Here is a 14306-nt window from a genome sequence, read left to right on the forward strand (position 1 = left end):
AAAAAACGGGTATGAGAGGATGCGGACGTACAAGCATTCAGACGTGCTAGCTTTCTAGTCATACAAGCATTCCAGGCGCACAAGCATTCCAGGCATACTAGCATCCAATCGAAAGGGAGGTCTCTGCCCGTCATGACCACATCGAACGGCAAAGGAATCGTAAACGGCAAAGTCGCCGTCATTACCGGGGCCGGTTCCGGCATCGGCCGGGCCGCGGCGCTTCGGCTGGCCGAGGAAGGGGCGCGGATCGCGCTCGTGGACGTCAAGGAAGATCGCGTCGCGGACGTCAAGAAACGGATCGCGGAGGCGGGTGGCGAGGCGATCGCCATCGAGGCGGATATTGCGAAGCCTGCGGACATCGAGAGCGCGGTTCAAGAGGCCGCCGGCCGCTGGGACCGACTGGATATCGTCTTCGCCAACGCGGGCATCAACGGCACGCTTGCGCCGATCGAGACGATGACGCCGGAGGATTGGAGCACGACGCTCGACATCAACCTGAAGGGCACGTTCCTGACCGTCAAGTACGCCGTTCCGTATCTGAAGAAAAACGGCGGCAGCATCGTGATCACGAGCTCGATCAACGGCAACCGGGTATTTTCGAATTTCGGCATGAGCGCCTACAGCACCTCCAAGGCCGGTCAGGTTGCGTTTATGCAAATGGCCGCACTGGAGCTGGCCCAGTATGGCATCCGCGTGAATGCGATTTGTCCGGGCGCCATCAAGACGCATATCGGACAAAGCACGCACCCGACACCGGAATTGGACGAGATTCAAATCCCGGTCGAATACCCGGAAGGCAACCAGCCGCTGGAGAACGGCCCCGGCCGCGCCTCGCAGGTCGGCGATCTCGTCTTGTTCCTCGCTTCGGATTCGTCGAGCCATATTACCGGCACTCCGATCTTCATCGACGGGGCGGAGTCGTTGCTGCGCGGGTAATTTGTTCAAGCGAAAGCGGGTACAATGAGCGGATTTGTTTTGCTTGGCGCTGTCGAATCGTTGCATGCGAAATGCGCGCAAACGAAACGACAAGTCATCGCAATGTTGCGTGCTTTGCCGTCTCGCACTTGATCAATCGGATGACAACGATGGACGTTCAGAATATGGGGTCTCCACGGACCTCATGCATAATCATCAAGACCATGCACGGGATATTTCCGTGCCGCATCAAGCAAACAACCTCCAGTACCGCCGAGATCGGCGGCGTGGAGGTTGTTTGTGTTTGGCCGGCGTGCGCCGGCTGGTCTGCTGCGGGGAGACGGTCATCGCTTGGTCGGTGATTGCCGGGAGAGCGCGGCGGGGGAACGATTATCGCTTCGCCGGTGATTGCCGGCAGATGCGCGGCGAAGGTTGCTTTCGCCTCGCTAATGATACTGGCACTACGCGTGTCGGGAAGAGGTTTTCGTTTCGTCAACGTTCGATGCCATGCGCTCGGCAGGACGACGTTTTCACTATACCGGCGATCATTGGCAGACGCACGGCGGGACGTTGTCCCGTGTAGTTATGCATATACCCAGAGCTGCGCCTATCGAAAAAATTGCTGCGAAAGTGCAGGAAATGAAGATCAAACGGGGGCCTCAAGGTAAAATGGCTGCAATAATGCAGCCATTTTACCCCATACATACATGGAGCTGTTTTATTCGCTCGAAATTGCTGCAGATTTACAGCAATTCCGAACTAGTAGCGCACTGAGCCATGATTTCCTGTTGATTTGCAGCAATTCGGACCTCGGCGCAGAAAAAAACAGGAATTCCTGCGGCTGTGACCTACAATCAATTCGTATCTCTCATGCAATTCGTATCTCTCGTGCATTTCGTGCATCTCGTGCATTCGTACATTTCGTTCATTGCGCAAAGTTCATTCAGGTATGAGCTGCTGGCTGCATCAGCGTTCGTGATCTGCTCCATCCGCATTCAGCTGAGGAGTGCCGCTGCTGCCTCCATTGGAGTCAGATACGGGCAGTCTCTCCTCTCACGATAACCGCGTGCGCTCCGTCTCGATGCCGCAGCGCTGCAGCAGCCTCTCCACCGCGTCGAATTGAATCGGCTTCGCGAGAAAATCCGTCATGCCCGCTTCGAGGCAGCGTTCGCGGTCGCGCGGCAGCACGTTCGCCGTCATCGCCACGACGACCGGAGCGCGGCCGGACGGGGCGGAGGCGAGCACGCGCCGGGTCGCCTCGAGACCGTCCATGACAGGCATCCGCATGTCCATCAGAATCAGATCGTAATGGCGAAGCGCGGCCAAATCGACGGCATCGCTTCCATTGCTGGCGACATCCGCGGCGATGCCGAGCTTATCCAGCAGCGACAGCGTCAGCTTCTGGTTGATCTCGTTATCGTCCGCGACGAGAACGGCCGCACGGCCGCTCATTGGACCGGGGGCCGAGTCCGCGATCGCATTAATCAGCTTACCGTCCGCCGCGAATTCGCGATTACCCGCTCCCCGTTCTCCGGCGGCGGTATCCTTCGCGGACCGGGCTTCCGCCGTGAGCGCGTTATGTACCGGACCTTCCGCGGCGAATTCGCGATTGCCCGCTCCCCGTTCTCCGCCGGCGGCATCCTCCGCAGCGAACATGGCGAAGCTGCCGGCATCGGGCAGCTTCGCATCCGCGCGGTACGATTGCGCGGCGGATTCGTCCCGTCCCGTCAGCCATGTGCCCAGCTGCACGGTAAACCGGAACGTCGTGCCTTCGCCCAGGGCGGACGCGACGCCGATGGAGCCGCCCATCAGCTCCACGAGATTTTTGCAAATGGCCAAGCCGAGTCCGGTTCCTTCGTACTGCCGCGTGAGCGACGTATCGACCTGGGAGAACGGCTGGAACAGCAGCGGCAGCTTATCCTCGGGAATGCCGACGCCGGAATCCGACACGACGAATTCGATCAATGCCGTATGCCCGCTTGAAGCCAGCATCCTCGATGCGACGGTTATGCTGCCCTCCGGGGTGAACTTGAAGGCATTGCCGACGAGATTGACCAGCACCTGGCGCAGCTTGATCTCGTCGCCGACCAGCACCTCCGGCAGCGCGGGATCCGGCTCGTAGGTCAACGCGAGGCGGCTTTGCATCGATCGGGCCGTGAACAGGTCGAAGGTTTCGGCGATGAGCAGCGGCAGCTTGAACGGCAGCTGCTCCACCTCGAGCTTGCCGGATTCGATCTTGGCGTAATCCAGGATGTCGTTGATGACCGACAGCAGCGCTTCGCCGCTCTTGCGGATGATCTCGGCGTATTCGCGCTGCGCGCCGTCCAGCTCCGTATCCAGCAGCAGGCCCGTCATGCCGAGCACGCCGTTCATCGGCGTACGGATCTCATGGCTCACCATCGTGAGGAAATTCGTCTTCGCCCGCGCCGCGACCTCCGCCGTTTCCTTGGCGGCCATCAGCTCGCGCTCGAACCGAACGCGCTCGGTCATGTCGCTGACCGTGCAGGCGTAGATCCGTTCCTCGTCGACAACGGCGACGCCGATCTGGATCTCCGCCGGGAAGGCGCTGCCGTCCTTGCGAAGGGGATTCAGCTGCATCCGTTCGCCCGGGAGCGAAGCGAACATCACCGGCCCTTCCGCTTTCTTGCCGTTTACGGCAGCCGTCGCGGACTGACCGGGCCGCGGAAAGAACCATTCTCCCGCCGGCGCAGGCTGTCCGGACATGACTCGGCCCGCTTCTTCCGCGCGCGGCACGGACCCGAAAGCTCCGCCCGCGGCGGAACCCGCACCACTAGACATGTGTCCTTCGAGGTCCGCCGGGGCGGCGAATTCGGACTTCTCCATTAACTCGGTCTGCGCCATGAGTTCCCTCTGCTGCATTTCCGTCTGCCCCATTGATTCCGCCTGCCCTATTGATTCCGCCTGCCCTACTGATTCCGTCTGCGCTACCGATTCCGTCTTCCCCGCTGCCCGGCGGCTCGAACCATCCGGCCCGCCGGCGATTCCCGATCCCGCCCCTGATTCCGAATGCCGGAACGCGCCGCCCTCGAAGCATGGGATGAGCAGCGACACGGGCAAGCCCAGCACCTCTTCCTCCCGGTAACCGAACATCGCCGCGACCGCCGGGTTGACCGTCAGGATGCTGCCGTCCTCGTCGAAAGTCATCATCGTATCCGTGCTCGTCTCTTGAATGGCGCGCGTCAGCGCCTGCGTCTTCGTCAGCTGGTAGGTCGTCCGCATCAGCTCGCGGTTGCTGCGCTCCAGCTCCGCCGTCTGCCGCTGCAGCAGTTCCGCCTGCAGCTGAAGCGTCTTGTTGCCCACGTAAAGCCGCACGAACCCTTCGATCTTGGCCTTCAGGATCTGCGGCACGAACGGTTTGAGCATGTAGTCGATCGCGCCGGCCTCGTAGCCCGTAAAGAAATGCTCCGCCTCCTTGCTGGTCGCCGAGATGAAGATGATCGGCGTCTCTTGCGTTTTCTTCCGCGACTTGATCAGCCTGGCCGTCTCGAAGCCGTCCATCTCCGGCATCTGCACGTCGAGCAGGATGACCGCGAATTCGTCCTTGAGCAGGCAGCGCAGCGCCTCGGTGCCCGAGAGGCATTTGACCAGCTTGCAGTTCAAATCCCCGAGCACCGCCTCCAGCGCCAGCAAATTATCCGGGTGGTCGTCCACCAGCAATATGTTAACCGGTCCATCATAAGCGATCATAACTGCTTCTTCACCTTCCCCTTGGTTCGGAAAACCGATGTTGCTCCCCTATCCAGTCCCGAGAATGCCTGCAACACATCCGGCGCGCGCCGCCCCGGCTACGATTTGATTTTGCGGTACAGCCGGCTGTGCGCGTCCAGTTCCTCGTACGAATCGGCGTACCGCGTAAAATTGATGGACTCCTTCGTCCCGAGCGCGAGAACCCCGAACGTGCTGAGGCTGTCGAAGAGCAAGCCGTGCACGTGGTTCTGCAGCTCTTTGTTGAAATAGATCATGACGTTGCGGCAGAAAATGACGTTGAATTCGTTGAACGAACGGTCCGTCACCAGATTGTGCTGCGCGAACACGATATTGCGCTTGAGCTCGCTTTGGAACAGCACGGAATCGTACTTCGCCGTATAGTAATTGCTGAACGATTCTTTGCCGCCCGCTTCGATGTAATTGCGCGTGAACGTCTGCATCCGCTCCAGCGGAAATACGCCTTCTCGCGCCGTCTCCAGCACGCGCTCGTTCATGTCCGTCGCGTAGATCCGCGTTTTGTCGTACAGGCCTTCTTCCTTCAGCAGGATGGCCATGGAATACACTTCCTCGCCGGTGGAGCAGCCCGCGTGCCAGATGCGGATGAACGGATACGTCCGGAGCAGCGGCACGACCCGCTCGCGGAACGAGCGGAAAACCAGCGGGTCCCGGAACATCTCCGTCACGTGGATCGTCAGGTCGGCCAGCAGCCGGTTCATGACGGTCCGGTCGTGCAGCACCCGCTCCGTCAGCGCCGTGATCGTCGGCAGGCGTTCCGCGTTCACCCGGTGCCAGATGCGCCGGCGGACGGAGGAAGCCGCGTAATTGCGAAAATCGTACCCGTACAGCTGATACAGCCCTTCGAGCAGCAGCGCGATCTCGATCTGCTCGCGCTCGCCGGCTTTGTTCGTTTCTTCGTCGCCCTGCATCATGATGTTCTCTTCACTCGCCGTTCCGTTATTGATATAACCACACCCTCATCAAGGACAATAGCTGATCGATGTTCACCGGCTTCGCGATATAATCGGAAGCGCCGGCCTCGATGCATTTGTCCCGGTCTTCTTTCATGGCCTTCGCCGTGACCGCGATCATCGGCAGCCGTTCGAACGCCGGTATCGCGCGGACATGCCGCATCGTCTCGTAACCGTCCATCTCCGGCATCATCATGTCCATCAGGATCAGCTGCGTCTCGGGATGCTGCTCCAGCTGCTCCAGCGCTTCCCGCCCGTTCTCCGCGAAATGGATGTTCATCTCGTACCCTTCCAGCGCGCTCGAGAGGGCGAATACGTTGCGGATGTCGTCGTCCACGATCAGGATCGTCTTGCCCGCGAAAATCGTCTCCACGCTGTGCAGCCTCCGCAACACGCTCCGTTTCTCCTCCGGCAGGTCCGCCACGACGCGGTGCAGGAACAAGGTCGTCTCGTCCAGCAGCCGCTCCGGCGACTTGACGTCCTTGATGATGATCGTCTCGGCATACTTCTTGAGCTGGATCTCTTCCTTCTTGTCGAGCTCGCGGCCGGTGTAAATGATGATCGGCAGCTCGCGCAGCTTCTCGCTCCGGCGGATGCCGTCCAGCAGGTCGAAACCGGAGATGTCCGGCAGCCCAAGATCGAGCACCATGCAGTCGTAGTGCCGGCTCTCCAGCTCCTCCATGGCTTCCGCGCCCGAAGACACGGCCTTCACGACGACGTCTTCGTCCCCGACCAGCTCGATGATGCCGGTCCGCTGGGCGGCGTCGTCCTCGACGACGAGCACGTATTTGAGGTCGCGGGCGAGGAACGATTCGATCTGCTGGAACAGCTTATCCAGCCGCTCCTTGTCCGCGGGCTTGCGCAGGTACGCGATCGCGCCCATGGACAGCCCCTGCTGCACCTCCTCCATGACGGAGATGACATGCACCGGTATGTGGCGCGTATCCGCGTCGTGCTTCAGGTGATGGAGGACGGACCAGCCGTCCATGACCGGCAGCATGATGTCGAGCAGCACGGCGTCCGGCTTGAAGGTCCTCGCGTCGGCGAGACCCGCGTCGCCCTGCATCGCCACGATGCCCTTGAAGCCGCGCGAGCGCGCCATCTCCAGCAGAACGCGGGCGAACGGCCCGTCGTCTTCGATGATGAGCACGACGCGGTCCTCCGGCCCGATCGCGTCCCGGTCGTCCTCGATCGCCGCCTGAACCGGAAACCGGCCGGCCTCGGTCCCCTTCTTCTTCGGCGCCGCTGCTCCAGGCGCGGCTTCCATGATAGCCGCGCTCGCGTCATGCCGCGCAGGAGCGGCAAGCATGGCCGCCTGCACGGCCTGCTCGCCGAGCTTGGCGTCCTCCGCCGCATGCGCGGCGCTGCTGCCGGCCGCAGGCGCCACGTAATACTCGGGCAGGTACAGCGTGAACGTGCTGCCCTCGCCTTCCCGGCTTGCCAGCGCGATCGTCCCGCCGAGCAGGCCGGCCAGCTCGCGGCTGATGGCAAGGCCGAGTCCCGTGCCGCCGTAGATGCGGCTCGTCGTGCCGTCCACCTGCTGGAACGCTTCGAAGACGAGCTGCTGCTTCTCCGCCGGAATGCCGATGCCGGTGTCCCGCACTTCGAAGGCGAGCATGCGGCCGCTCTCCGGCGCGGCCTGCGTTTCCTCCGGCCGCGCGTTCCGGATCGTCAGGCCGACCGCCCCCCGATGCGTGAATTTGAAGGCGTTCGACAACAGGTTCTTCAAGACCTGCTTGACCCGGTGGCTGTCGGAATACAGGCCCTCGGGGACATCCTTCTCGATCGTCAGGTCGAAGGCCAGCCCCTTCTGCTGGCTCATCGGCCCAAAGCTGCGGCGCAGCGTCAGCATCAGATCGGAGAGCTTCACGTGCTCCGTGACCAAGCTCATTTTGCCCGCCCCGATCTTGGATAAATCCAAAATCTCGTCGATCAGCTTCAACAGGTCCCCGCCGGACGAATGAATCGTCGTCGCGAATTCGATCTGCTTGCCGGTCAAGTTGCTGTCCTTGTTGTCCATCAGCATCTGGGACAGGATCAGCAGGCTGTTGAGCGGCGTTCGCAGCTCATGCGACATGTTGGCGAGAAACTCGGATTTGTATTTGGACGACATCGCCAGCTGCACGGTCTGCTGCTCCAGCGCCGACTTCGTCCGCTCGATCTGTTCGTTCTTCCGCTCCGTCTCGCGCATCTGCTTCTCCAGCAGATGCGTCTTCTGCAGCAGCTCCTCGTTCGTCTGCTCGAGCTCTTCTTGTTGGCTCTGCAGCAGCTCCTCGGATTTCTTGAGGGAGCGGGTCTGCTCCTCCAATTGGCCATTGGAGCGGCGCAGTTCTTCCTGCTGCGAGACGAGCTCCTCCGACTGCGCCTGCAGCTCTTCGCCGAGCGCTTGGGATTCCCGCAGCAGCTCCTCGATCCGAAGCCGGCCGAACAGGTTGTTCAGCAGGACGCCAAGCCCTTCGGCGAGCTCTTGCAGCAGCTCCCGCTCCCGGCCGCCGACCGGCGACAGCGAGGCCAGCTCGATGACGGCCAGCTGTTTGTTCTGGTAAGCGACCGGGAGGAGAAGCAGCGTCCGCGGCTCCGTCTCGCCGAGCCCGGAACGAATCCGGACGTACGCGGGCGGCAGCTCCGTCAGCTCGATCGGCTGCCCGCTGCCGGCGCATTGCCCGACGAGCCCCTCGCCCATGCGGAACTGCCGGTCGAATGCCGTCTCGTCCGTCGGCGCATAGGCGCCGTATAAGCCCAGCCGGTTGTCCTCGCCGAACCCTTCCCGGACGTACAACCCGCCGTACGCCGCGCCGACGAGCGGCACGACCCGCTCCATGAACGCGGCGCCGAGCTGGCCGAGCTCCGCGGCATCTTGAATCGTGACCGCGATGGAAGCGAAGTTGGATTTCACCCATGCTTCGTCCTCGACCTTCTTATTATAAATCTGCTCCGCTTCCGTCTTCCGCTCCAAATCGTCGGCGAGGGAGAAGAACGCTTTGGCCACGCTGCCGAATTCGTCGCCGGTCTCCGCGCGCCGGCGCAGGCCGGGATCGCTGATCCCGCGCGCATAAGCGCCGATCATGTCGGTCAACCGGTTCAGGCTGCGCGTCAGGCCGGCGATGTTCCACAGCATCGTGCCGATGCCGATCAGCATGCCCGCGGCCATCGTCGCGACCATGATCATTCGGGTGCTGCGGTTCGCCTCCTCCGCCGATTGGACCGCTTTGTCCGTCGCGCTGCGGTGGAACGCGGTCAGATCGTCGATCAGGTTGATCGTGTCCTCCTGCGCGCTCAAGCCTTCCTTCTCCCGCAAGGCGACCGCCTCTGCGCCGTGTCCTGCCGCGATCAGCCGCTTCACGTCGTCCGAATACTGGACGTACCGGGCCATGCTGCGGCTCAGCTCGTTCAACGTCGCGGATTCCGCTTCGTCGGCGGACAGCCGCTTCAGCTCGTCGAAATCCTGCTGCGCCTTCTTCGGCTCGTCGGTGAGCAGCGAGTCGTTCTTGGCCAGATTCTCCGCGGTCGGCACGGTCAGCACGTTCGCGAGCCCTTTCGCGATGTTGTTGACGGAGCTGCGCATATCGTAGGCGGCCATCAGCTTCTGATAGCGGTTGCCGTACACCTCGTTCAATTTGCCGCCCAGTACCGAGCTGTTGTTCAGGCTGACGACCGAGATGAAGATCAGGACGACCATCAGCACGACGAAGCTGATCGTTAGTTTGGTTTTCGTTTTCATGAGACACAACCCACATTTATTTCCCCTTTGCCCGGCGGCCCCGCCCAAGCGGAGCCCCTGTATGTCAACATGCGAACAGGCCGCGCGTCCCGGGGGACGGCGACCTTCTCGCTATCGATCGTTGTCGAAAATCGATGAATCCGTGCTGCGTTGGTTAATGGACGTTGGTAATAACGAGTACACGGCCGCGATCAAGCTCCTCTTCGTAACGTTCCGCTTCCATGTCGGACAATCCGATGGAAGTCAGCTTGGAGCGAATCTCGTCGCCCCGCGATTTGAATACATTCGCCATTGCGGTGAACATGCCTTCTTCCTTCAAGCCGATTTCGTTGGCGTCCGCCGCCTCGGACAACGATTTCGTCTGGCTGCTGTCGTGCGCCAGGACGAAAATGTTTTCCTGCCTGTATCCACGCCGGTTCAGCTCTTGAACGGTATGCAGCGCATCCATCGCCGTCGGTACAATTTGAACGCTCGGTTTCATCTGTTGCATAGTCAATCCCTCCGCTTTCCAAATGGATTTGCCAGGTGAGGCTAGTCTGAATTTACCCCGGGCCGGGCGGAATGAAACAAACCGCGTCCGGAAAGAACGCGGATGCGGGAGGCTTTCGGCCTATGCGGACCTATGCGGGCCGCGCCCGGATCGAGGCGGATTCACGGTTTCGTCTCTTCGTGTATATGAGGATAGACTGCCGGGCGGCGACGCCCGCGTCCTGCCCGATCACCCCGAAGGAGATGAAGCTTATGTTTCAGGAATGTTTTCACCACTCGCCCCGCAGCAATTGGGCGTACGCCTACGATATGGATACCATTCATCTGCGCGTGCAGACCAAACGCGACGACGTGGAAGAAGTCACGGCCATCGCGGGAGACAAGTACGATTGGGACAGCATCAACGAAGAACTGCCGATGCTCAAAATCGCGACCGACCGGTTCTTCGATTATTGGGAAGCCGCGGTGAAGCCGAAATACAAACGCTTCTCCTATATTTTCCGCCTGCGCCAGGGCGAGGAGACCGTTTATTTGACGGAGGACGGCATCTGCTCGGATCAGCCGCAGCCCGTCGCCGGTTATTACGAATTTCCGTACATACACGAAATCGATCTGTTCGCCGCGCCGGAATGGGCCAAATCGGCGGTATTCTACCAGATCATGCCCGATCGCTTCGCGGACGGCGATCCTTCCCTGGACCCGGAGAACAAGGCGGAATGGGGCGGACAGCCGACCTGGGAAAGCTGCTTCGGCGGCGATCTGAAGGGCATCGCGGACCATCTCGACCACTTGACCGACCTCGGCGTGACGGCGGTGTACTTGACCCCGGTCTTCCAATCGCCCTCCTATCACAAATACGACACCGTCGACTACATGAAGATCGATGCGCATTTCGGCGACAAGGCGACGCTCAAGAAGCTCGTCCGCGAATGCCACGATCGCGGGATCAAAGTCGTGCTGGATGCCGTGTTCAACCATACGAGCGAGCAGTTTCCGCCTTTCCAGGACGTGCTGAAGCATGGCAAGCAATCGAAATACGCGGACTGGTTTCACGTGCGGACGTTTCCCGCGGAGGTAAAGGACGGCATCGCGACGTACGATACGTTCGGCTTCTACGGCCAGATGCCGAAGCTGAACACGGCGAACCCCGAGGCGAAGCAGTACCTGCTCGACGTCGCGACCTACTGGATCCGCGAGACGGACATCGACGGCTGGCGGCTCGACGTGGCGAACGAGGTCGATCACCATTTCTGGCGCTCCTTCCGCCAAGCCGTCAAGGACGCGAAGCCGGATGCGTACATCATCGGCGAAGTTTGGAACGATTCGCGCGCCTGGCTGCTCGGCGACCAATTCGACTCCGTCATGAACTACCCGTTCGCGGACAAGGTGCTCGGCTTCTTCACCGGCGAGGGCGTCGACGGCCGAACGTTCGCGGAGGGCATGAACCATCTGCTCATGCGCTACCCGCAGGGGACGAACGAGGTCATCTTCAACCTGCTGTCGAGCCATGATACCCCGCGGGTGCTGACGCGAGCGGGCGGCAACAAGCTGAAGCTGAAGCTGGCGGTCGTCTTCCTGATGACCTACATCGGCACGCCCTGCGTCTTCTACGGCGACGAGATCGGGCTGCAGGGCGGCAACGATCCCGATTGCCGCCCCTGCATGGAATGGGACGAAGGAAAGCAGGACGGCGAGCTGTACGATTTCTACAAGCTGCTCATCGGCCTGCGCAAGTCGCATCCCGCGCTGCTGAGCGGCCGGTTCCGCTTCCTGAAGGCGGACGGCGGCGACGCGCGCATCGTCTACGAACGGCTGGGGGAGGGCGAGCATTTCACCGTCTGGATGAATCCGACCGGCGAGCGGACCGTGCTGGAGCATGCCATGGACACGAACGATTGGCATGACGCCCTGACCGGCGACCATGCGCCGGCGAAGGACGGCGTGCAGCAGGTCGAGCTCGACCCGTACGGCTACCGGATCTTGCGGCGGGAGCTGTGAGGCTGGCCGCGGTAGGTGCGTCGCGTCAATGGAGGCGAAATGGCAGCAGGATTGGCATAGGAAAGACAAGCAGAATGATTAAATCCCAGTTACTAGGCGAATTCGGCGTTCGGAAGCGGGTAAAACAGATTTTTCCGCATTATGGACGCATTCCGTTAATTTACGCACAGGTCGGCTCATATACTTTACTGGGCGCAGTACGCCAAGCGTAATCGCAGCGTTTGTCCGCATGCATCGTGCGGGTACGAGGTGCCCAGGCTGCCCCTCGCCAAACCGAACGTACCCTTGAACCGCGCGGAAGCGGTACGTTCGTTTCGCGTTGAGCGCCCCCCTCCCCCACCGACAGTCCCGGACATGCGTCGGCCGCAAAAAACCGCGGGTATATACCCGTCCTTTTGCCGCTTGAAGCGCCGCTTTTTCCCGCGCCGGAGGAAATTTTTTTGGGCGTTTCATCCTATTTTGCCGCGTGTATTAACTAGTACAACGGACTTCGGGGAGGAAACGAAATGAATTCGAATGGTTGTGTCGCAATGCTGTTAGCCGGTGGAGAGGGACGGCGGCTCGCGCCGCTGACGGCGTCCATGGCAAAGCCGGCCGTGCCTTTCGGCGGCAACTGCCGCATCATCGACTACACGCTCAGCAACTGCATCAATTCCGGGATCGAAACGGTCGGGGTGTTGACGCAGTACATGGCGGATTCGCTTCATGCGCATATCGGAGACGGTTCCTCTTGGCGAACGAACGGACAATCGGCGAACATCACGCTGCTGCCTTCCGGCAGCGCCGGCGAGGAGGGCTATCTGGGAACGGCCGATGCGATTTACCAAAATATCGGCTTCATCGACGAGCAATCGCCCGAGCACGTGCTCATCCTGTCCGGCGACCATATCTACCGGATGGACTACCGCACCATGCTGCAGGATCATATCGCCGGCGGCGCGGCGGCCACGATCGCGGTGAAGCGCGTGCCGTGGCGCGAGGCCGGCCGCTTCGGCATCATGATGACGGATGAGCGGCGGATGATCCGGGATTTCGCGGAAAAACCCGCGAAACCGAAAAGCAACCTGGCTTCCATGGGCATTTATATCTTCAAATGGGCGGCCCTGCGGGAGGCGCTGCTGGCGGACCGCCGGAACCCGGCCTCGAGCCATGATTTCGGCAAGGACATCATTCCGCGCATGTTGAAGGAAGGCACGCCCCTGCTCGCCCATCCGTTCGAAGGCTACTGGCGCGACGTCGGCACCGTGGAAAGCCTGTGGGAAGCCCACATGGATCTCATCGACGGCGAGCTGGACGCGGCGGCCGAGACGAAAGCCAAACCTTGGCCGATTCTCTCCCGGAGGCGAAGCAGCGCCATGCGCACCTATCTCTGTCCGAACGCGGACGTTCAGAGCTCGTACGTGCACCACGGCAGCTCGATCAAAGGCGACCTGGACCGCAGCATCGTATTCGGCGACGTCGCCGTCGACGAAGGCGCGGACATTCGCGAAAGCATCCTCATGCCGGGCGTTCGCATCGGCCGGGACGTGCAGCTCTCCCGCGCCATTATCGGCGAAGGTGCGATCGTCGAGGACGGCGCGGTCATCGGCAGCCTGAACGGCGAGGTCACCGTCATCGCCCCGGGCGAACGCGTCACGGCGCATCCGCGCTTCGTCGTCACGCCGGACCGGCTGCCGCAGTCGTTATACGACCGGGAGACGCCCGCTTCGGCCGGGATCGCCTACGACAAGGTTTAATTCCTATCCATAAGCAGCGAACGACCGATTCACCGCACGCGCCGCGGCTCCGATCCGGGCAAGCGGGCGGCGAACGGGACTATCCATACGCAAGAAAGCCCGAACGGGGATGGCTATGCCTCCTCGTGTCGGGCTTTCTTGCGTCTTTCGTGTTTAGTCGTTCGATCACTGTTTTTCGACGATCGCCACCGTGCAGCGGGAGATGCAGACGAGCTTGCCGGCTTCGTCGGCGACTCGAATGTCCCACACCATCGTCTTCCGCCCCCGGTGCAGCGGCGTCGCCACGGCGGCGAGGCGGCCGTCCGATTTGGGACGCAGATGATTGGCGTTGATCTCCAGTCCTACCGCCGCGTATTTCGACGGATCGATATTGAGCTCCGACGCGATGGACGCCGCGGTCTCGGCTAGGAGCACGGACACGCCGCCGTGCAGAATGCCGGCCGGCTGATGAACCTTCGGGCCCACGGGCATCTCGAGCACGACGCGGTCCATGGCCAGCTCCGCGAATTCGATATCCATGAGGCCGATGACGGAGCTTGCGGCCTTTTCCTTCATCCACGCGACAAACGCTTCATGGGTCATTCGGTGCAAGTCGAGAACGTCTTGGGCGACGATCATGCATGTTCCCTCCTTCGGATCGGGCTAGTTTCACGGTTAATTCATCGTATGGAACGATGGGCGGCTTCATGCCGCCATGCGGCGGAGCTTCGTACTTTTCCAGCATTGCCGAAAATTAAGGCTGCATACAAA

The 14306-nt window shown here is 61.3% G+C and carries 8 protein-coding genes and 1 pseudogene; 3 read left to right on the forward strand and 6 right to left on the reverse strand.

Annotation, left to right across the window (positions count from 1 at the left end):
• Window positions 1-132: 132 nt before the first annotated feature.
• Window positions 133-936 (forward strand): SDR family oxidoreductase, encoded by an 804-nt coding sequence (locus AC50YL_RS05035; RefSeq protein ID WP_494829881.1) that lies wholly within the window; start codon window positions 133-135, stop codon window positions 934-936.
• Between the two features lie 1032 nt (window positions 937-1968).
• On the opposite strand, the gene AC50YL_RS05040 is transcribed toward AC50YL_RS05035, so the two are convergent.
• The 5 genes and pseudogenes from AC50YL_RS05040 to AC50YL_RS05060 all read right to left on the reverse strand — a co-directional run bounded on the left by AC50YL_RS05040 (window position 1969) and on the right by AC50YL_RS05060 (window position 9823).
• Entirely contained in the window at window positions 1969-3810 is a 1842-nt protein-coding gene (locus tag AC50YL_RS05040) for an ATP-binding protein (protein ID WP_494831152.1), read from the reverse strand.
• A 150-nt stretch (window positions 3811-3960) separates the two neighbouring features.
• Window positions 3961-4620 (reverse strand): annotated as a pseudogene (locus AC50YL_RS05045) (response regulator); the annotation flags it as partial.
• 101 nt (window positions 4621-4721) lie between these two features.
• Window positions 4722-5573 carry a CheR family methyltransferase gene (locus AC50YL_RS05050; RefSeq protein ID WP_494829883.1) on the reverse strand — a complete coding sequence of 284 codons (852 nt, stop codon included), beginning with the start codon at window positions 5571-5573 and terminating at the stop codon, window positions 4722-4724.
• A 25-nt stretch (window positions 5574-5598) separates the two neighbouring features.
• A complete protein-coding gene (locus AC50YL_RS05055; protein ID WP_494829884.1) occupies window positions 5599-9333 on the reverse strand; it encodes a response regulator in 3735 nt (1244 codons plus the stop codon).
• Between the two features lie 154 nt (window positions 9334-9487).
• Entirely contained in the window at window positions 9488-9823 is a 336-nt protein-coding gene (locus AC50YL_RS05060; RefSeq protein WP_494829886.1) for a YflT domain-containing protein, read from the reverse strand.
• A gap of 251 nt (window positions 9824-10074) precedes the next feature.
• Between AC50YL_RS05060 and AC50YL_RS05065 the strand changes: the two genes are divergently transcribed.
• Together AC50YL_RS05065 and AC50YL_RS05070 are read left to right on the forward strand one after the other, a co-directional pair.
• Complete coding sequence (locus AC50YL_RS05065; RefSeq protein WP_494831154.1) at window positions 10075-11820, forward strand: alpha-glycosidase; 1746 nt, start codon at window positions 10075-10077, stop codon at window positions 11818-11820.
• Between the two features lie 506 nt (window positions 11821-12326).
• Window positions 12327-13556: a glucose-1-phosphate adenylyltransferase gene (locus tag AC50YL_RS05070; RefSeq protein ID WP_494829887.1), complete on the forward strand. Its 1230-nt coding sequence runs from the start codon at window positions 12327-12329 to the stop codon at window positions 13554-13556.
• Window positions 13557-13721: 165 nt separating this feature from the next.
• Here the strand turns inward: AC50YL_RS05070 and AC50YL_RS05075 are convergent, their stop codons facing one another.
• Entirely contained in the window at window positions 13722-14174 is a 453-nt protein-coding gene (locus AC50YL_RS05075) for a hotdog fold thioesterase (protein WP_494829888.1), read from the reverse strand.
• Window positions 14175-14306 lie beyond the last annotated feature (132 nt).

The organism is Paenibacillus sp. J22P277 (assembly GCF_059383675.1).